We start from the raw sequence: 22,509 nt of genomic DNA on the forward strand, positions 1-22,509 counted from the left end.
ATAGGGGAGTATGAAAAAACAAATTTTGGGTATCATTTTAGTTGTTATGGCTGCTCTAGTCGCATCCTGTGGTACCTCAAAATCAATGCGTCATAAACCAGAAATGACGAGTTTTAATAATACAGTACCTGTTGTACTAAAACGATCCAATACTGCTTTTTATTCCGGAAATAATTTTTTGATTAAAAACAAGCAAAATTTTTGGGAACTCTATGCAGAAGGAGACCCACTGGAGAGAGGTTTGGTAATGGGAAGCCTGACAGATTCATTACTAAAAAAGCAAGAGCATGTTTTTTTTGATAAGCTAAATGATTTAATTCCGTCTAATTTTAAGAGGAAAGTATTACGGAACTTTTTAAAATGGTACAATCGTAAATTATATCTTAATGTTAGCAATGAGTTCCAAACAGAAATTTATGGAGTATCGCAATATGCTCCAAAGGATTTAAACTATATAGCACCTAATTTTTTAAGAGATTTATATTTGCATGGAGCACATGATATTGGGCATGCCGTTCAGGATTTGGCTTTGGTAGGTTGTACTTCTTTTGCGGTTTGGGGAGATAAAACCGAGGACGGAAATTTACTTTTGGGACGGAATTTCGATTTTTATGCAGGTGATGCTTTTGCAAAAGATAAAATAGTTGCTTTTATCAATCCAAAGGAAGGTTACCCATTTATGATGGTTACCTGGCCAGGGATGATAGGCGTTTGTTCAGGAATGAATGCCGAGGGATTGACAGTAACTATCAATGCGGGTAAATCTAAAATACCTTTAGCGGCGAAAACGCCAATCTCTATTTTGACTAGGGAAATATTGCAATATGCCACAACAGTCGAGGAAGCTCTTGCTATTGCCAAGAAGAAACAAGTATTCGTATCTGAATCGATTATGGTGGGAAGTGCCAAAGATAATAAAGCGGTAATAATAGAAATAGCACCAGATAATTTAGATGTTTTTGAAGTTCCGAATGACAATCAATTGGTTTGTACTAATCATTTTCAGAGTGAGGCTTTAAAGGATAACAAAAGAAATAAATACCAAATAAAGAATAGCCATTCGCAATATCGTTATGATAGAATGGAACAGCTCTTAAATGAAAATGAAAAAATAACACCCCAAATTGCAGTCGATATTCTTAGAAATAGGGAAGGACTAAATAATTTACCTTTGGGGTATGGAAACGAAAAAGCAATAAATCAATTGTTAGCACATCACGGAATTGTTTTCAAGCCAATGGAGCGTTTGGTTTGGGTTTCGGCAAGTCCGTATCAATTGGGGGAATTTGTCTGTTATGATTTGAATACTATTTTTAAAAACAGAAAAGCTAACGATACTATCGTTACATTGGGAGACGAAAAAAGGAATATTGCTCCATCTCCATTTTTAGAAACAGTTGCATATAGGAATTATGAGCAGTTTCGAATCGAAGATAAAAAAATGGATCATTCTTTAGGTAAAAAAGAGAATTTATCCTCAGATTTTATCAATTATTATCAATCGTTGAATCCTGATTATTGGGTTGTTTATTATAAAGCAGGATTGTACTTTTATCAAAATAAAAAATTTGCTTTGGCTCAGGAACAATTTGAAAAAGCATTGACCAAAGAGATTACCAGGCTTCCTGAAAGAGAAGAAGTTAGCCGCTATTTAAAGAAAATTAAAAGAAAACTGTAATGATTCCAAAGATAGAAATAGCTACAACTGCCGAAATAAAATCGTTTCAGGAGCAAAGATTGGAAGAACTTTTAAGCTATGTGAATATTAATTCCCCTTTTTATAGTTCGGTTTTTGCTAAAAACAACATTGATATTACCCAAATAAAAACACTTGAGGATTTATCCTTATTGCCTGTCACTACAAAAGAAGATTTACAAAAATACAACGATGATTTTCTATGTGTTCCAATACATAAAATCATTGACTATGCTACTACATCCGGGACTTTGGGCGATCCGGTAACTTTCGGGTTAACCGATAAAGATTTGGATCGATTGGCTTATAATGAAGCTATTTCGTTTGATTGTGCAGGAATAAAAGAAGGCGATGTTGTACAATTAATGACCACAATTGACCGCCGCTTTATGGCAGGACTGGCTTATTTTTTAGGTCTTCGAAAAATGAAGGTGGGGGTTATTCGTGTTGGAGCCGGGATTCCGGAATTGCAATGGGATTCTATCTTAAAATACAATCCAACCTATTTGATTACAGTTCCTTCATTTTTGTTAAAAATGATTGAATATGCTGAAAAAAACAATATTGATTTAAATAATTCAGGTGTAAAAGGAGCCATTTGTATAGGAGAACCATTGAGGAATCAGGATTTTACGATGAATGCATTGTCTAAAAAAATAACAGACAAATGGAATATTAAATTATTCTCTACCTATGCTTCTACCGAAATGAGCACGGCTTTTACAGAATGTGAGCATGGGATAGGAGGGCATCATCATCCCGAGTTGATTATTGTTGAAGTTTTGGATGAAAATAATCAGCCGGTAAAAAATGGAGAATCTGGCGAGTTAACATTTACCACTTTAGGGATAGAGGCAATGCCTTTGATACGTTTTAAAACGGGCGATATTGTACAATTGCATACCGATCCGTGTTTGTGCGGTCGCAATACGTTACGGGTTGGACCAGTAATTGGAAGGAAACAGCAAATGATAAAATACAAAGGAACCACTTTATATCCTCCTGCGATGAATGATGTTTTGAATGATTTTGATGCCATTGAAAGTCATATCATAGAGATCTCGACCAATGAGTTAGGAACAGATGAGATTTTGATAAAAATAGCCGTTAAAGATCCAACAACAACTTTCTTACAGGAATTAAAAGATCATTTTAGAGCTAAATTGCGTGTAACTCCAAAAATTGAGTTTACTACAAATGAAGCTTTAAAGCCTTTAATCTTTAATCCGATGAGTAGAAAACCAATTCATTTTTTTGATAATAGAAAGAGTGTTTAGTTCCAGATAGGATTTCTTTTTTAAATTTTGTATATTGCTATCAGTTCTTTTCTGTTACAAAGACGTTTCTTGATTTTGATAGAGCGTTTGCAATTTTCTTACTGTAATTTGTTGGGTGAAGAAGTATTTATATATAATTCCCACCATAGTAAATTAGGCTGTTTGTTACTCAAAACATTTAATTGCAACTTATTTTTAAAGGATAATTCTTATAATATATGTGGTCTATATGACGACTCATGCTGCTTTTTGGAGCATTCATAACCAGATTTTCAAAATTGAGGCACTATTTCACAAAATAGTAGAATTAATTCTACAATTTTGCGGGATATTCGGCATGCGGGATTGATGAATTTATAAATTAGATGTTGTTATATTTGCACACATTGTTGTTGTACACATTGTTGTGTGGTAATAATGTCAAAATTTAATCGGGAAATATTGGTCTGAGAGATTAGGTAAAACTTGATGATGAAATTATTTTGTAAATCAATTTTTTCAAAATAGTGAAATTAAAATGGTTACTTATCTTTTTCTAAATGTTTTTACAAGTAATCGAAAGATTACTTGTAAAAACAAATAAAATTTAATTATAGAATATTTTACAATAAATAGCATTTTATGAAGGAGCTAAAATTTGAACATAGGAAAGTGATACATTATACTTTGTTAGCGTGTGTTGTTCTTTTGCAAATCATGGTAATTGTAATTTGGTATAATGAAAGCACCAATGAAACAAAAATGACAAAGGCTTTTGATGCTATATCTTCTTCGAATAAAGTATCACAGTTGGTAAATAAAGTCAGAAACCCGCTGGTTAATTCTCAAGAAAATTTTAATAATTATATCAATTATAAAGATGCTTCATCTTTAAGTAAGTATTCAGCCTCATTGTCTGAAATGAATTTGTTGTTAGATACTCTGAATCTAATGACAAAAGACAATATAGAGTTTAAAAATATTTTGAACAAAAAGACTAAAGCCGAAGATGAAATTCAAGCTTTAAAAACAACTATTAATTCCATTATAGAAAAACGAGTTAGTCCAAATTTAGTAGATGTTAGTGATCTTTTTAAATTTAAAAAATTTGAATTCAAGACGATTTTAGATGATATCAAAATTAGTTCCGATAAAAAGATAGATAGTGTTCAAAAAAAAGGACTATTCTCAAGACTGGGTAATGCATTGATAGGAAAACAGGATGTTCAAAAAGAGTGGTCGAATATTATTGTCACCATGAAATACAAAGATAAAGTGACATCTGGTAGTATTGAGAAACAAATCTCAGATGCGTTCATGACTACTAATAAGTATTATGAGAATGAATTCAGGAACTTGAAAAAAACTTTTATTAGTTTAAAAAATAAAGATTTAGGATTAATAAAGCTTAACAATGAGTTATTAAATTTAAGCCAAAAGATATTATCTGATTATGAAAATTCTGCTAAGGCACTTCAGGCAAGTAGCCAGAAAAATTTGCAGGATCAATATGAGTCAAATAAAACAGTTAGAAATTATTCGATAATAATAGTAACAGTTTTAATGTTGATAATTTCAATTATACTTTTCAGCTTTACACGATTGGCTTTTGAGTATGAAAAAAGATTAAGTGATGCTCAAAATCAAATACGTCAGAGCTTAAATTTTAAGAATAGAATTATGGGTATGATCAGTCATGAAGTTCGTTCGCCACTGAGTATAATATCTATTTTTAGTAAAAAAGTTAGTTCCTCAATTCAAGATACAGGTATAAAAGACGCTTTTAAATCTATTGAATTTACAACAAGTTCATTACTTCTTTTGACAAATCAAATCTTGGAGTATTCTAAAAATGAAGATTCCAGACTTGAATTAAAAAGCAAGAATATTAATTTAAAAACAGAAATAAATCAAATTATCTCTGCGGTAACTTCGTTAGTAGAAAGTAAAGGAAATAGAGTAAAAGTCAATTCTAATTTAGATTCAGATTACGAGGTATATTCAGATGCTACAAAAATCCATCAATTATTCTACAATATTATAGGTAATGCCAATAAGTTTACTGAGAATGGATTAATATCAATTGCGATTGATCTGGAAACTATTTCTGATTATGAAATGAATCTGAAAGTAGAAGTTATTGATACAGGTAGCGGTATTCCGGAAAATGATTTAAAGTATATTTTTGAATCGTATTACCAAGGGGCTGTATCAAATAATGTTAAAGATTTAGGAGTTGGTCTGGGGCTAAATCTTTGCAAAGAAATAATAGAATTATTTGATGGAGAGATTAATGTTGAAAGCGAAGAAAACAAAGGAACAAAAGTCGCTTTTAATTTGATGTTAAGTCAGGCATAAAACGAATAAAAAGAATATTGGATATGTTTTGTTGATTATAAAATGTTCGATAGGTAAAGGAGAAATAGCAAAATAGTTTAATCATAAGTTTATAAATGAGTACATCTGATAATTATTGTTTTTTAATCGCTGATGATCATAGCGTTGTTAGGCAAGGTTTATGTTTGCTGATTAAAGAGTTGTATGCTAATGCTAAAATTTATCATGCAGGAACTTTAAAAGATACTTTGGAAGTTTTAAAAGAAACAAGAGTTGATCTATTAATTCTAGACATAAATTTTCCTGATGGCAATAGTATAAATAGTTTGGAGGAACTAAAAAGTATTCAAAAAGATTTAAAAATTTTGATTTTCACGATGAATGATGAAGATATTTACGGTATGAGGTATCTGAATGGAGGAGCTTCTGGATATTTGAGTAAAGCAAGCTGTGAGGATGAAATGAAAGAAGCATTAAGTAGAATGATGATTTTCGGAAAATATTTAACATCAAATTTAAAAAGCAAAATTTCAGATCATTTTATCTCAAATAAGCCAATCAATCCTTTAGATCAATTATCTGCAAGAGAAGTCGAAGTAGCAAAATTATTAATAAAAGGGTACGGGAATTTAGAAATAACAAACTTGTTACAAATTAAAAACACTACAGTAAGTACATTTAAAAAAAGAATTTTCGAAAAACTGGAAATTGATAATGTAGCAGCTTTAATTGAACTTTTTCAGTTATACTTCGAAGATAAGAATTTGGCTTAATATATCCTTAAGCAATACTTTAAAGTAAAATTTACATAGAGTAATATTATTTAAAACAGCCAAAACAACATATATTAACGAGTTGTTTTGGCTGTTTTTGCTTTATTTTAAGTTAATAATTTCTTTGAAATCTTTATCTAGCATAGTATCCGGAACAGATTGAAGAATGCTTTTTTTAAGAGCTTGTATAATTTTTGTTTTTACAAAATGGCGATAAGTCACAAGCCCTATTTCCCTAACAGGTCTTGGTTTTTCAAATCTATTGAGTTTGCGTTTTTGTTCCTCATTCAGGGTAGTAATGGTCAATTCGGGTAATATGGTACATCCCATACGTAAATCAACCATCCTTTTTAATGTTTCAATACTTCCGGATTGATAATTAAGGTTTAAGCTGCTAGTGTCTTTTATTCGTAATTCACATAAATTAATGATTTGATTCCGCAAGCAATGACCTTCCTCCAGTAGCAGTAATTTGTTTGGATTTACATCTTTTGGGAGAATGTATTTTTTAGATTTATAAAGGGTGTCGCAGTCACTATAATAAAGGAACTCTTCATAGAATAAAGTTTCTTCTAATAGATCTTTGTCTAATAAAGGTACAGCCAAAAGACCAACATCTATATGCCCCTCTTTTAATTTTTCTTGTATTTCATTAGTGGTGTATTCATTTATGGTAAGAGAAACATTAGGATAAGTATCTAAAAAGCTTTTTAGAAATAAAGGCAATAAATAAGGAGCAAGAGAGGGGATGATACCAACTCGAAGTTCACCTTTAATTTCGCCACTATCTTCATGAATGATATCTTGAATTCTATAAATTTCCCTTAAAGCAACTTTGGCTTGTTCTATTATTTTTTTTCCAATGTCAGTAGGTTGAACAGGCTGTTTGCTTCTGTCAAATAGAATTACATTAAGTTCTTCTTCTAATTTTTTTATCATGGCACTCAAAGTTGCTTGTGTGATATAACATGATTCAGATGCTTTTAAAAAATGTCTGTGCTTATCTACTGCTAAAATGTACTCAAGTTGTTGAATATTCATGTGTTAGTTTTTGTCTATGTTTATATACAAAATATCAGTTTGAATCTATTGAATTACAAATATACATTTGCTGCACTAAATACAAAGTCATTATGAAGAAAAATTTAATTTTATGTGGCATACTACTTTCGGCAGGAGTTTTATTTGCACAACAGAAACAAATTACTACCAATACTGGGGCACCAGTTGGTGATAATCAGAATTCTAAGACTATTGGTCAAAACGGACAAGTCTTATTAGAGGATATCCATTTAATAGAAAAACTATCAGCATTTGATAGAGAGCGTATCCCGGAACGTGTTGTGCACGCACGTGGTACAGGAGCTTATGGTGAATTTGTGGCGTCTGGAGATTTTTCTAAATATACAAAGGCGGCCTTATTTCAAAAAGGAAAAACCACACCAGTATTTGTTCGATTTTCTACAGTGGTTCATGGTGTAGGATCACCAGAAACATTAAGAGATCCGAGAGGATTTGCTACCAAGTTTTATACAGAAGAAGGAAATTATGATTTGGTAGGAAATAATCTGCCAGTATTTTTTATTCGTGATGCTATGAAATTTCCAGATATGGTTCATGCATTTAAGCCATCTCCAGTATATAACAAGCAAGATGCAAATAGAGTTTTTGATTTCTTTAGCAATGTACCCGAAGGTACCCATATGCTAACCAGAGTATATTCTGATTATGGAACACCGGCAAATTATAGAGAAATGAATGGTTCAGGTGTACATGCCTTTAAATGGGTAAACAATAATGGAGAGGTAACTTATGTGAAGTATACTTGGAAATCTATGCAAGGAGAAAGAAACCTAACAGCCGAAGAGGCAAGTGTCATTCAAGCTAAAGATTTTCAGCATGCAACAGTAGACTTGTATGATAATATCAAAAAAGGGAATTTTCCATCGTGGGAATTGTATGTGCAATTTCTGAAGCCTTCTGAATTTGAAAAATTGGATATAAATCCATTAGATCCAACTAAAGTTTGGCCAGAGAGTATAGCTCCTTTACAGTTAGTTGGAAAAATGACATTGAATAAGATTCCAGCGAACTTTTTCCAAGAAGTAGAACAATCTGCTTTTTCACCAGGCACATTAGTTCCAGGAATAGAGCCGTCTGAAGATAAACTATTGCAGGGACGTTTGTTCTCATATTTTGATACACAGCGTTATAGATTAGGAGCTAATTTTCAGCAAATACCTGTAAACTCACCAAAAGTAGCTGTAGTGACCAATAATCAAGACGGAGCTTTTGCCACAAGAAAAACAAATGGAGATATTAACTATGAACCAAGTGCGTCACAAAATGGTTTTGTAGATAATGAGAAATTTGAATATTCTAAATCATCATTTGCAAATGTTGCAACTGTACAACAGAAGATCACTAAGCCAAATGATTTTAAACAAGCAGGGGAGTTTTATCGTTCGTTATCAGAAAAAGACAAGCAAAATCTAATTAAGAATCTTTCGGGTGATTTAATTAGTGTGACCAACAAAGATGTAGTACGTAAAATGGTTGGATACTTCTATATGGCAGATAGCGACTACGGAAAACGTCTGGCAAAGGAATTGAATTTGACTCGTGAAGAAGTAGAGAAGATGTTCTCAAAATAAGAAACAAGCAATGAAGAAAAGGTGTGTCTATATAGCAACAGTTTTAATTCTATTGTTTACCTCTTTTGTTTCAGCTCAAGAAGCCATTTTTGCAGCAGCTCGCAACAATAATACCCTATTGATGAATGAGCTGTTGCTAAATAATGCAGATATAAATAGTATAGACGAAAGAGGAAGTACAGCTTTGATAATAGCGTGTTACAATGACAATTATGAAGTTGCAAAATTGCTACTAGAAAAAGGGGCAAACCCTAATTGTCAAGATAAAATGGGGAATACTGCGCTAATGGGAGTTTGTTTTAAGCGACTCGATAAAATGGTTCAGTTATTATTGGAATACAAAACAGACATAGATCAGCAAAATTTTAATGGGGCAAATGCATTGATTTTTGCTGCAACTTTTGGAGCAGATACTATAATTAAGATTTTGATCGATAAAGGGGCTAATTTAAAAATACGGGATAATTACAATAAAACAGCATTAGATTATGCAATTATTCAGGAAAATCAAGAAATAGTGAAGTTGTTGATGCAGTAGCATCAAAATCATGAAAGAAGAAAGTCATTTCTAAAATCATAGGTATCATAAAGCGCCTATTCAGAAGTTATTAATCAAAAAATGTGTATTTATAGGACTCGCCTGTAGAATTAATTCTACAGGCAAATCATGATTGTTCTACAATTTATTATTGCAACAGAAATTACATTTGTAATGTATTTTGATCATATATAATAAGTCATTTGACGTAATGAAGTTTAGAAGATTTAAAATGTTTTATTGATGTGAGTATTAAATTTTTACAACATTTTAAGTGTATTTTGTTATTTTTTTTAAGCAGATTTTTATTAAAATATATTGTAGTATTTTTCTATATCTATCTGATTTAAAGTGAATTATTGTTCTTGGAAATGCTTTTTATAGAATAAATTATTTACATTTGTTGCCCCAAATTAGATAATTGAAGTTTTGTTTAAGATAAATTGTGAATTCATAATTCAAAGATTATTCACATTATTTTATATAAAATTTTGCATTCCCAATCTGTTTTTTTTTATAAAAACAATTAATAAGAAGACCTAACCTTTTTATTGATCGGGACAAATTTTGTTATTGAAAATTTTCTTTAGAATAATTGGAAATGGCTTGAATCCAATTTTTATTCTAGCATAAATAGTGTAGGGAATTAATGGTAATAATAAACCAATTCCAAATGGTGATATTAGGCTTTAATGATGTTTTTGTCAATTGTGACAGAAGTTTTTAAAGGTTTTTTAGATAATTAGAAATTTTAGAAATACTTATAACTTAAATAAGTATGGATAATAACATCTTAATAATGACCCTGTTATGGGATATAAACGATAATATTAAATTTTAAATTTATTTATATGTTAAAATGTTTACTCAAGTTTATTAATCAAAGCAAGACCGCATTTCAAATGGGGTTGGTTCTTTTATTATTTCTTCTTGGAGTCCAAGAAAAAGTAAGTGCTCAGAACTGTACGGCAAATGCAGGAGGTAATACAACTATTTGTGGTGATGCAGCAACATTAACAGGTACAGTTTCAGGTGTTCTTGGGGCAGGTACTGCTACCTGGACATTAGTGTCAGGCCCTACTACACCAACAATTGTTTCACCAAATTCCTTGATTACAAATGTCACAGGAATGACGGCAGATGGGAGTTATGTTTTCAAACTTTCTTACCCTTGTGGTACAGGAATTTCAGAATCCCAAGTTACAATTACAGCACATCCGAGACCTGCTTCTTTTACAGCAGGAGCTGATGTAACAGGTATATGCTCTACAACAGGAACAACGCCTTTGGCAGGTGTAATACCTTCTGGTTTTACTGGTTCTTGGCAGGCAAGACAGATAACTGCTTATGAAAAATATACGATTACCCAATCTACAAATTCATCTTTTAGCAGTACAACTTCGGCAACACCAACTTTTTCGTTGATTAATAAAGCAAACCATGAAGTAGATCCTGCTTATTACACTATATTGACAATCACATCATCTGATGGTGTATGTAGTTATACAGATGAAGCCAAGGTTGTATTTTGTCCTAATCCACTAATAAATGTTCCTGCCACTGCGTCTAGTTGTGTATCTGCAGGTTCTCAGGCATTTATAGATTTGACAGCTGCTCCTTTTTTTAATTCTAATACACCTAATTCTGCTGGAAAAGTAGCAGCAACGTATACTCTTACTGCAACAAGCCAGCCTGCGGGGGCTAATATTGATTTAGCAGAAATTGATGGTTCCCGAATGTATTTTAGTGGTGCTAATATCAGTGGAGTTTATGTTTTTACGATTGATATAACAACTTGCTGTGGTACTAATACAGTAGGTCCAATTACATACACAAATAATGGAGCACCTCCAAAAGCTGTTAATTTTCAACCAACCGGACATGGTGCCCCTGAACAATTAGCACTGTATTCGTTCGGAGGTTCAGCTGGAGAAGTTCACTGCGGTGTTGCAGGTACAAGTACCCCAGAATTATTCTATTTTGATTTAGACCCTTCAGATTCTCCAACAGTTGTCACTACAATTACCAGTGCAGGAATACTTCCTACAGGTGCAAGCACACCTATTATCACGCTTAATGGTGCTGGTACAATGAGTAGATCAGTATCTGTAGATCCAGGAGCAAGTGGTTGGAAAGTAGGTACTTATAGTTTTAATGTGAGTGCTACTATGGGAACTTGTGGCATTAGTCAAACCTATTATATACACATTGCAGATGGTAATAGACCAGCTTTAAGTGTTCCAAATGTTTCTATCTGCTATCCAGGTTCTGGTGCTTCATCAGCAACAATTACTTTACCGGCAGTATATAAAGGTGTGGTAGATCCTAGTTATTTTCAAGATTTTGGAGGTAGTTATAATTTTACAGTATTATCTCAACCTGCTGGTTCAGGTACTGTGACTTTTGAAGGTCAAGCACAAAGAAGTTTGACAAGCACTTCTACCGTAATTTCTAATTTGACTATGCCGGGTGATTATGTGATTAGATTGACACCTTTTAATGGGAATGGAGTAGGACCATTTATAGAACAAGAGTATGCTTGTTCAGGAATTGCTGGACCACTACAAACGGATTTTACAATTCATGTTGACGAGACAATAAATGCTAACGCTGGTGCTAATCAAACGGTTAGTTGTTCTTCTGGTCTTGCATTGCAAGGGAATAGTGTAGGATCAACTGGCTCAACAGGTCTCTGGACAGTAGTTAGTGTTCCTGCTGGAGCAGCAACACCTACTATACTTAATCCAACCAATAACATTGCTGTTGTTACTGGTATTAATACTATTGGGATCTATACCTTTAGATGGACTATAACCAGTGCCCATGGAGTTTGTACTAGTTCTAGTGATGTATCGCATGATGTTCAGAAATTGGCTCCTGATACACCAACAACTACTGTTGTTCAACCAACTTGTAGTACGGCAACAGGATCTATTACGGTTACTAATCCTGCACCAAGTGCAGATATAGAATATAGTATTGATAATGGAGGAACATTCCAAGTTAGTAATATATTCCCATCTCTTGCTGTGGGTACTTATCAAGTTGTTGTTAAGTCTTTTTCTATTGGATGTAATTCTTTGCCAAAAGAAGAGATATTAGCTCTACCAACTAATTGTACTGATTTAGCTGTATCAAAAGTGGTTGATAATGCTACTCCTACAGTAGGTACGAATGTAGTTTTCACAATAACGGCAACCAATAACGGACCTAATGCTGCAACAGGAGTATCTGTAGCAGATACACTTCCGGCTGGTTACACATTTGTAAGTGCATCACCATCAGCAGGAACATCATGGACAGCACCAAACTGGACGATAGGGAATTTAGCAAATGGAGCGAATGCCACTTTAGCGATAACGGCAACAGTAAACGCTACAGGCCCTTATGGCAATACGGCTACAATTACTGGAAATGAAACTGATATAAATTCAGCAAATAATACATCAACATCTACGCCAGTACCAGTTGCGAGTACTGATCTAGCGGTGACAAAAGTGGTTGATATCACTAATCCAACAGTAGGTACAAATGTAGTTTTCACAATAACGGCAACCAATAATGGACCAAGTGCTGCAACAGGAGTATCTGTAGCAGATACACTTCCGGCAGGTTACACATTTGTAAGTGCATCACCGTCAGCAGGAACAACATGGACAGCACCAAACTGGACGATAGGAAATTTAGCAAATGGAGCAAATGCTGTTTTAACGATAACGGCAACAGTAAATGCTACAGGACCTTATGCCAACACGGCAACAATTACAGGAACTGAAAACGATCCTACACCAGCAAATAATACAGCAACATCAACGCCAGTTCCAGTTGCAAGTACTGATCTGGCGGTGACAAAAGTGTCTAATAATCCTACACCTGCAGTAGGAACAAATGTTGTTTTCACAATAACAGCAACCAATAATGGACCTAGTGCTGCAACAGGAGTATCTGTGGCAGATACACTTCCGGCAGGTTACACGTTTGTGAGTGCATCACCATCAGCGGGAACAACATGGACAGCACCAAACTGGACAATAGGAAACTTAGCGAATGGGGCAAATGCCACTTTAACGATAACGGCAACAGTAAATGCTACAGGACCTTATGCCAATACGGCAACAATTACAGGAACTGAAAACGATCCTACACCGGCTAATAATACATCAACATCTACGCCAACACCAGTTCCGAGTACGGATCTAGCGGTGACAAAAGTGTCTAATATTGCTAATCCTACAGTTGGTACAAATGTTATTTTCACAATAACGGCAACCAATAATGGCCCTAGTGCTGCAACAGGAGTATCTGTAGCAGATACACTTCCGGCAGGATACACTTTTGTAAGTGCATCACCGTCAGCGGGAACAACTTGGACAGCACCAAACTGGACAATAGGAAATTTAGCGAATGGAGCGAATGCTGTTTTAACGATTACAGCCACAGTAAACGCAACAGGACCTTATGCTAATACAGCAACAATTACAGGAACTGAAAACGATCCTACACCAGCCAATAATACAGCAACATCTACGCCTGCACCAATGGGAAGTGCAGATCTTGCAGTGACAAAAACAGTAAATAATCCGACACCAACAGTAGGTACAAATGTTGTTTTCACAATAACGGCAACCAATAATGGTCCTAGTGCTGCAACAGGAGTATCTGTAGCAGATACACTTCCGGCAGGATACACTTTTGTAAGTGCAGCACCGGCAGCAGGAACAACTTGGACAGCACCAAACTGGACGATAGGAAATTTAGCGAATGGAGCAAATGCTATTTTAACGATAACAGCAACAGTAAATGCTACAGGACCTTATGCTAATACAGCAACAATAACAGGAACTGAAACTGATCCTACACCAGCCAATAATACAGCAACATCTACACCTACACCAGTAGCAAGTGCAGATTTAGCAGTGACAAAAACAGTAAATAATCCGACACCAACAGTAGGAACAAATGTTATTTTCACAATAACGGCAACCAATAATGGCCCAAGTGCTGCAACAGGGGTATCTGTAGCAGATACACTTCCAGCTGGTTACACTTTTGTGAGTGCATCACCATCAGCGGGAACAACATGGACAGCACCAAACTGGACAATAGGAAATTTAGCAAGTGGAGCAAATGCTGTTTTAACGATAACAGCTACAGTAAACGCTACAGGACCATATGCTAATACGGCAACAATAACAGGAACTGAAAACGATCCTACACCAGCAAATAATACAGCAACATCTACACCTACACCAGTAGCAAGTACAGATCTAGTCGTATCAAAAGTGTCTAATATTGCTAACCCTACAGTAGGTACGAATGTTATTTTCACAATAACGGCAACTAATAATGGTCCTAGTGCTGCAACAGGAGTATCTGTGGCAGATACACTTCCGGCAGGTTACACTTTTGTAAGTGCAACACCATCAGCAGGAACAACATGGACAGCCCCAAACTGGGCGATAGGAAATTTAGCGAATGGAGCGAATGCCACTTTAGCGATAACAGCAACAGTAAACGCTACAGGACCTTATGGCAACACGGCAACAATTACAGGAACTGAAAACGATCCTACACCGGCAAATAATACATCAACGTCTACACCAACACCAGTTGCGAGTACGGATCTAGTGGTGACAAAAGTGGTTGATATTGCTAACCCTACAGTTGGAACAAATGTTGTTTTCACAATAACGGCAACCAATAACGGACCAAGTGCTGCAACAGGGGTATCTGTGGCAGATACACTTCCGGCAGGTTACACATTTGTAAGTGCAACACCATCAGCAGGAACATCATGGACAGCACCAAACTGGACAATAGGAAATTTAGCGAATGGTGCGAATGCCACTTTAACGATAACTGCAACAGTAAATGCTACAGGACCTTATGCCAATACGGCAACAATTACAGGAACTGAAAACGATCCTACACCGGCCAATAACACATCAACGTCTACACCTACACCAGTTGCGAGTACGGATCTAGCGGTGACAAAAGTGTCTAATATTGCTAATCCTACAGTTGGTGCAAATGTTGTTTTCACAATAACAGCAACGAATAATGGTCCTAGTGCTGCAACAGGGGTATCTGTAGCAGATACACTTCCAGCTGGTTACACTTTTGTGAGTGCATCACCATCAGCAGGAACAACATGGACAGCACCAAATTGGGCTATAGGAAACTTAGCGAATGGAGCAAATGCCACTTTAACAATAACGGCAACAGTAAACGCTGTAGGACCTTATGCCAACACGGCAACAATTACAGGAAATGAAAATGATCCTACACCAGCAAATAATACAGCAACATCTACACCTACACCAGTAGCAAGTACAGATCTAGCCGTATCAAAAGTGTCTAATATTGCTAACCCTACAGTAGGTACGAATGTTGTTTTCACAATATCGGCAACCAATAATGGACCAAGTGCCGCAACAGGAGTAACTGTAGCAGATGTACTTCCGGCAGGTTATACTTTTGTAAGTGCAACACCATCAGCAGGAACAACATGGACAGCACCGAACTGGGCGATAGGAAACTTAGCGAATGGAGCGAATGCCACTTTAATAATAACGGCAACAGTAAACGCAACAGGACCATACGCTAATACAGCAACAATTACTGGAAATGAAAATGATCCTACTCTAGGGAATAATACATCAACATCTACGCCTACACCAGTTGCAAGTACTGATTTAGCAGTGATAAAAACGGTTGATAATGCTAACCCTACAGTAGGTACGAATGTTGTTTTCACAATATCGGCAACCAATAATGGCCCTAGTGCTGCAACAGGAGTAACTGTAGCAGATGTACTTCCGGCAGGATACATTTTTGTGAGTGCAACACCAGTAGCAGGAACAACATGGACAGCACCGAATTGGACAATAGGAAATTTAGCGAATGGAGCGAATGCTATTTTAACAATAACGGCAACTGTAAATGCTACAGGGCCTTATGCCAACACGGCAACAATAACAGGAAATGAAAATGATCCTACACTAGCTAATAATACATCAACATCTACTGCAACACCATTAGCTACTAATCCATCTATAACCCTTGTAAAAACAGCAGTGTTTAATGATGAGAATAACGATGGTTACGCGCAAGTGGGAGAAACTATTACCTATAATTTTACAGTAACCAATACAGGTGATACTGCGTTGGACAAAATTAATATAACAGACCCACTACCTGGAATTACCCTTAAGGGTGGACCAATAAGTTTGTCAGTAGGACAATCTGATAGTTCAAGTTTTGTAGGAGTCTATGCTTTAACACAAGCAGATATTAATTTAGGAACTGTATCTAATCAAGCGAAGGTAACAGGTACAGATCCAAAAGGAACTATTGTAAGTGATCTTTCAAATGATAGTAATGCTATAGGTGATAATCCAACTGTATTGCCAATTACAGGATGTGTGATTGAAGTGTTTAATGCTTTATCACCAAATGGAGATGGAGAAAATGATGCTCTTTATATTCGTGGAATAGAATGTTATCCTGATAACACTCTGGAAGTTTATAATCGTTGGGGAGTTTTAGTATATGAGCGTGACCATTACAACAATACTGATGGACCTTTTAAAGGTATTTCAGAAGGACGTGTAACGGTTAATCAATCTGAGGAATTGCCTGTAGGAACTTACTATTATGTTATTAAATATAGAGATAGTAATTCTTCAACATACAAAAAAGCAGGTTACTTATATATTAATAGAAAATAGATAAATCTAATTCCTGAGAGTCATATACTCTCAGGAATTATAAAAACATAAACAGATGAAAAAAGAAATAATCGGATTGGTTTTGATACTTTTCTCAAGCTTAATTCATGCCCAACAGGATACTCAGTTTACACAATATATGTATAATACTATCAACATCAACCCTGCTTATGCAGGATCGAGAGGAGTAATGAGTGTGTTTGCTTTGCACCGTACTCAATGGGTAGGTTTAGATGGGGCTCCAGTAACCAATTCAGCCTCGATAAACACTCCTATAAGTAATAGTAATTTGGGGATAGGAGTATCATTTATAAATGACAGGATAGGACCTGCAGACGAGAACAATCTTGCTTTAGATTTATCTTACACTATTCCAGTGTCAGAAAGCTACAAATTGTCTTTCGGGTTAAAAGCATCAGCAAACTTGTTAAATGTTGATTTTACAAAACTGAATCAATATGATAAGAATGATTATGATTTTGAAACGAACATAGATAATAAATTTTCTCCTAATATCGGAGTAGGGTTTTATTTGCATTCAGACAAAACCTATGTAGGTTTATCAGCCCCAAATTTATTGGAGACAAAACATTTTGATAAAAATGCCAGTTCAGGAGCAACTAGTCATATAGCCAAAGAGAATATCACAGGTTATTTAATTGCTGGACATGTATTTGATTTGAGTACAGAAGTAAAGTTCAAACCGGCAGTACTTACAAAGTATGTATCCGGAGCTCCTTTGCAAGTTGATTTGTCCGGAAACTTTTTGATACACGAAAAGTTGGTGTTAGGAGTAGCCTATAGATGGAGTGCTGCAGTAAGTGCTTTAGCAGGTTTCCAAGTGTCGGATTCTTGGTTCATAGGATATGCATATGATTATGAAACTACCCAATTGTCACATTACAATTCAGGTTCACATGAAATCTTCTTAAGATACGAATTCCTTAATAAGTTCGATAGAATAATATCTCCAAGATTCTTTTAATATTAGCTACTATGGAAATTAAAAAATTACTTTATAGTATCCTTTTTAGTAGTGCTCTTGTGATGCAAGGGTATTCACAAAAGGCTGGTGTGGCTTCGGCCGATAAAAAATACGATCGTTATGCCTATGTTGATGCTATTGCCACCTATGAGCGAATAGCCAATAAAGGATATAAAGACAGTGATATGTTTCGAAAATTAGGGAACGCCTATTATTTTAATGCCAAATTAGAGGAAGCGGGAAAATGGTATGAGCAGCTATTTGGAATGAACGAGGAACAAGAACCCGAATATTATTATAGATATTCCCAATGTTTGAAAGCAATGGGAGATTATGCAAAAGCTGATAAGTTCTTGGAACAATTTAATCAAAAGTCGGGGAATGATTTAAGAGGGAAGCTTTTTTTAAACAATAAAAACTACCTTCAGGAAATCAAAGCCAACTCTGGACGCTTTTTTATAGAAGATGCAGGGATTAACTCTAAATTTTCGGATTACGGAAGTTCATTTTTAGATAATAAGCTGGTATTTGCATCAGCAAGAGATACAGGTGGTATAACTAAAAAAGTATTTAAATGGAACAACCAATCGTTTACGAATCTCTATACTGCTGATGTTGATTTAGATGGGAATTTAAGTAAACCAGTACGATTTGATAAGAACATTAGATCTAAGTTTCATGAATCGACACCCGTTTTTACCAAAGACGGTAAAACAATGTATTTCACCAGAAATAACTTTTTGGGAGGTAAGAGAGGAAAAGATATCAATAAAAACACTTTGCTTAAATTGTATAAAGCAAGTTTAAATAATGAAGGAGTGTGGGGTGATGTTGTTGAGTTACCATTTAATAGTAATGAGTATAGTTTAGCACATCCAGCACTTAGTGCAGATGATAAAACGTTATATTTTGCTTCAGATATGCCTGGAACATTAGGACAGTCTGATTTGTTCAAAGTGGCAATCAATAGTGACGGTAGCTTTGGGAAACCAGAAAATCTTGGAAACAAAGTAAATACTGAAGGAAGAGAAACTTTTCCTTTTATAAGTGCTGATAATGAGTTGTATTATGCAACTGATGGACATCCAGGATTAGGAGGTTTGGATATATTTGTTGCTACTATTGCTAGCGATGGAACAATCTCTAACCCTCAAAACGTGGGAGAACCAGTAAATGGAAAAACAGATGATTTCGCCTTTTTTATTGACAGCAAAAGCAGAAAAGGATATTTTACATCAAACAGAGAAGGAGGAAAAGGATATGATGATATTTACAAATTCACAGAGACCAAGAAGCTTATCTGCGAACAGGAATTAGAAGGAATTATAACAGATAAGGCCGATGGGAAATTGCTACCAAATACACAGCTAATTTTATTGGATAGTAAGTTCAAAGAATTACAACAAACTACTTCAGATAGTAACGCACATTATACATTTGCGGTTAATTGTGGAGAGGTATATTATGTACGAGCAATTAGAACAGATTACGAGACCAAAGAACAAAAAGCAACTATTGGAAAAGAATCTGGAAAAACCAATCTGCCAATTGAATTAGAGAAATCTATATGTAAAGTAACTGTTGGTGATGACTTGGCTAAATGTTTTGGTATAAAAATGATCTACTTTGATTTAGATAAATCATTTGTTCGTAAAGAAGCTGCTCTTGAGTTAGAGAAAATTCTAGATGTTATGAAGCAATATCCACAAATGAAAATAGACATTCGTTCGCATACTGATAGCCGACAAACTAATGCTTATAATGAAAAGCTTTCGGATAGAAGAGCTAAAGCAACAGTTGCATGGTTAGTTAAAAACGGAATAGCTGCCGAACGATTAACAGGTAAAGGATATGGTGAATCTCAATTAGTAAATCATTGTGCAGATAATGTAAAATGTACTGAAGAAGAACATCAAGCAAACAGACGAAGTGAATTTATTATTAGTGCAATGTAAAACAAACGCTCTCTCTATATTTAATTTTATTATTTAATTTGTTTGTATTATTAGTTCAGGTAGTATCTATTTACTTTAATGTATGATAATAAGTAAGTAGAGTGTTGTTCTAGGTGGTACTGGTTGCAACTGCCTGACCGATAATATAGTTTTACGTTTGCCGACTCCTCAATTTCTATAATGAAATTGGGGAGTTTTTTATTTTCATTTAGTTGAGAATTAAGAATTATTTGATCTTATAAAAGTATTAGAAAAATAGATTTTTCATCCCTATTTTATAAAGTATCATTATTGAGACTACAAGATTTTTGAGTTGACAGTTGGATAATGGATTCAGCTAAAATTTAAAACTACACATAAATTAATACCTTTTTTTGATTAATTTTATAGGGCTATCATTACTATAAACTGATTTAGAGGATAATAGTTGCTGGTATTGCCTTATTTATTTTGTTATTCATATTCATAAAAGGATTCTCCAATTTTAAATTTTGAAATTATGCTGCAAAATATACTATTAGAACGTAAAATTTATGCTTCGGAAGAGCATAAAATGATGAAAGCAATGATTCAGGATTTTATTGCAAATGATATTATAGATCAATTAGAGGTGTGGGAGAAAAACGGTATGGTATCCCGTGAAATATGGAAGAAGGCAGGGGAGTTGGGACTATTATGTCTGGATATGCCGGAAATATATGGAGGAGGTGGATTGAATTTTACATTTAATTCCCTACTTATCGAAGAGTTTGCCAAAAAGGGAATAACCGGTCCGGGTTTTTCACTGCATTCGGACATAGTGGCTCCCTATTTATTAAAATATGGCACAGAAGCACAAAAACAAAAGTATTTGCCACTAATGGCAACGGGGGAAATTATTACAGCAATAGGAATGACAGAGCCTAATTGCGGAAGTGACTTAAAGGCCCTTCGTACAACAGCCGAAGACAAAGGAGATTATTATCTGGTGAATGGTCAAAAAACTTTTATCACGAATGGTTTTATGTGTGATATGGCTATTGTGGCTGTAAAAACAAATCATAATACGGATAAGGAAGGGATTACTTTACTTATTGTAGAATCAACAATGGAAGGATTCAGTAAAGGAGTTCCCCTCAAAAAAATAGGAATGAAATCTCAAGATACAGCTGAACTGTTTTTTGATAATGTAAAAGTACCCAAGGAGAACCGATTAGGAGATGAAAATGCAGGATTTAAAATCATGATGCAGGAATTGGCTCGGGAGCGATTAACAGTTGGAATTATGGCTGTAGCCACAGCCGAAGGAGCTATTGAAAACACAATTGCCTATACAACGGAACGTACCGCTTTTGAAAAACCTATAGCAGGATTTCAAAATACTCAATTCAAGTTGGCAGAATGTGCCACTCAAATGCAAATGCATCAAGCTTTTATGGATCGATGTATTGAATTATTGATAGATCATAAATTAACAACCGAAAGTGCTTCTATGATTAAATATTCGGCAACAGATATGTGTGGTCAAGTTGTTGATGAATGTTTGCAATTATTTGGAGGCTATGGCTATATGTGGGATTACCCAATTGCTCATATGTATGCAGATAATCGTGTAGCTCGCATTTATGCCGGAACGAATGAAATCATGAAAATACTTATAGCACGTGGATTGTTTAAAGATGAATTGAAATAATGGAAGAGGAATTAAAAGAGTACAAAGTAATATCAGTCATGAAAGTGCAATGGGGCGATATGGATGCTTACCAACATGTGAATAATGTAGTCTACGTAAGATGGGGAGAAAATGCACGAATTGATTATTTACACGCCTTAGAAGAATTCTCTTTAGCTTCTGGAAAAATTGATTTGAGCCCTATATTGGCTTTTCAATCGGTAAAATACATTAGCCCATTGGTGTATCCGGATACTATTTTTATAGGCACCAAAACTGATGAAATAAAAGAAGATAGAATCGTGCTAAAATCTTTTTATTACAGTGAAAAACAACAAAAATTGGTGGCTATAAAGACACATGACGTAGTACTTTTTGACTACCAAAAACAAAGAAAAATGCTGGTTCCTGATGAGTTAATTCAATTAATTAATGAGTTTGAGCAAAGATGATTATTTCTTGAATCTTTTTATGGATAGATAAAAAACTAAATATACTCACTAAAATGTTCATTCATAATATCTTGTATCATGTTTAATGTTAGTATCTTGTTTTTGAAATTAGAAATAGCATCATAAGTTTGGGCTCTAGTCCTGTCATCTGAGTTGAAGGAGCTGGTAAGCATAACAATCACTGTGTCATCTTTTTTGTAGTTGTCTAATGCTTCATATGCTTCTATAAATTCCCAACCGTCCATCACAGGCATATTGATATCAAGAAAAATTAATTGGGGTTGTGTGAATTTTTCAGACTCAATACTTTCATGTTCTCCGTTTTTAGTTAGAAAAGCTAAGGCTTCTTCACCATTAAGGACTATTTCAATTCTATCTGTTATCCCAGATTTTTTAATCAACATATTGTTTATGAAATTGGTAGCGCTATCATCGTCGATTAATAATACACAGTCTAGTTTTTTTTTCATATATCGTTCTTA

Annotated in this window: 13 protein-coding genes; 11 read left to right on the forward strand and 2 right to left on the reverse strand. The window is 34.6% G+C overall.

What is annotated here, in order from left to right; all coding sequences use genetic code 11:
• Window positions 1-10: 10 nt before the first annotated feature.
• The 4 genes from OZP08_RS11435 (at window position 11) to OZP08_RS11450 (ending at window position 6,062) form a co-directional block, all read left to right on the forward strand.
• Window positions 11-1,678 (forward strand): C45 family peptidase, encoded by a 1,668-nt coding sequence (locus OZP08_RS11435; RefSeq protein ID WP_281321875.1) that lies wholly within the window; start codon window positions 11-13, stop codon window positions 1,676-1,678.
• Window positions 1,678-2,973 (forward strand): flexirubin biosynthesis putative acyl-CoA ligase FlxY, encoded by a 1,296-nt coding sequence (flxY, locus tag OZP08_RS11440; RefSeq protein WP_268846213.1) that lies wholly within the window; start codon window positions 1,678-1,680, stop codon window positions 2,971-2,973. The genes OZP08_RS11435 and flxY overlap by 1 nt, the downstream gene beginning before the upstream one ends.
• 741 nt (window positions 2,974-3,714) lie before the next feature.
• The gene (locus OZP08_RS11445) at window positions 3,715-5,310 is read left to right on the forward strand and encodes a sensor histidine kinase (RefSeq protein ID WP_281321876.1); all 1,596 of its coding nucleotides are present in this window, start codon (window positions 3,715-3,717) and stop codon (window positions 5,308-5,310) included.
• A 95-nt stretch (window positions 5,311-5,405) separates the two neighbouring features.
• The gene (locus OZP08_RS11450; protein WP_281321877.1) at window positions 5,406-6,062 is read left to right on the forward strand and encodes a response regulator transcription factor; all 657 of its coding nucleotides are present in this window, start codon (window positions 5,406-5,408) and stop codon (window positions 6,060-6,062) included.
• Between the two features lie 102 nt (window positions 6,063-6,164).
• Here the strand turns inward: OZP08_RS11450 and OZP08_RS11455 are convergent, their stop codons facing one another.
• A complete protein-coding gene (locus tag OZP08_RS11455; protein ID WP_268846218.1) occupies window positions 6,165-7,103 on the reverse strand; it encodes a hydrogen peroxide-inducible genes activator in 939 nt (312 codons plus the stop codon).
• Between the two features lie 92 nt (window positions 7,104-7,195).
• Here OZP08_RS11455 and OZP08_RS11460 point away from each other — a divergent pair, with 92 nt between their 5' ends.
• The 7 genes from OZP08_RS11460 (at window position 7,196) to OZP08_RS11490 (ending at window position 22,027) form a co-directional block, all read left to right on the forward strand.
• Complete coding sequence (locus OZP08_RS11460) at window positions 7,196-8,716, forward strand: catalase (protein ID WP_281321878.1); 1,521 nt, start codon at window positions 7,196-7,198, stop codon at window positions 8,714-8,716.
• Between the two features lie 10 nt (window positions 8,717-8,726).
• Window positions 8,727-9,254 (forward strand): ankyrin repeat domain-containing protein, encoded by a 528-nt coding sequence (locus tag OZP08_RS11465; protein ID WP_268846219.1) that lies wholly within the window; start codon window positions 8,727-8,729, stop codon window positions 9,252-9,254.
• Window positions 9,255-10,105: 851 nt separating this feature from the next.
• Window positions 10,106-16,984: a DUF7507 domain-containing protein gene (locus OZP08_RS11470; RefSeq protein ID WP_281321879.1), complete on the forward strand. Its 6,879-nt coding sequence runs from the start codon at window positions 10,106-10,108 to the stop codon at window positions 16,982-16,984.
• A 55-nt stretch (window positions 16,985-17,039) separates the two neighbouring features.
• Window positions 17,040-17,969: a PorP/SprF family type IX secretion system membrane protein gene (locus OZP08_RS11475; RefSeq protein ID WP_268846221.1), complete on the forward strand. Its 930-nt coding sequence runs from the start codon at window positions 17,040-17,042 to the stop codon at window positions 17,967-17,969.
• An 11-nt stretch (window positions 17,970-17,980) separates the two neighbouring features.
• Window positions 17,981-19,924 carry an OmpA family protein gene (locus tag OZP08_RS11480; protein ID WP_281321880.1) on the forward strand — a complete coding sequence of 648 codons (1,944 nt, stop codon included), beginning with the start codon at window positions 17,981-17,983 and terminating at the stop codon, window positions 19,922-19,924.
• A gap of 499 nt (window positions 19,925-20,423) precedes the next feature.
• Entirely contained in the window at window positions 20,424-21,596 is a 1,173-nt protein-coding gene (locus OZP08_RS11485; RefSeq protein ID WP_281321881.1) for an acyl-CoA dehydrogenase family protein, read from the forward strand.
• Window positions 21,596-22,027, forward strand: a complete 432-nt coding sequence (locus OZP08_RS11490; RefSeq protein WP_268846224.1) for an acyl-CoA thioesterase — start codon at window positions 21,596-21,598, stop codon at window positions 22,025-22,027. Before OZP08_RS11485 ends, OZP08_RS11490 begins: the two co-directional genes overlap by 1 nt.
• Before the next feature lie 35 nt (window positions 22,028-22,062).
• Here OZP08_RS11490 and OZP08_RS11495 read toward each other — a convergent pair whose 3' ends face one another.
• Window positions 22,063-22,497: a response regulator gene (locus OZP08_RS11495; protein WP_268846225.1), complete on the reverse strand. Its 435-nt coding sequence runs from the start codon at window positions 22,495-22,497 to the stop codon at window positions 22,063-22,065.
• Window positions 22,498-22,509 lie beyond the last annotated feature (12 nt).

Source organism: Flavobacterium aestivum, assembly GCF_026870175.2.
Taxonomy (GTDB): domain Bacteria; phylum Bacteroidota; class Bacteroidia; order Flavobacteriales; family Flavobacteriaceae; genus Flavobacterium; species Flavobacterium aestivum.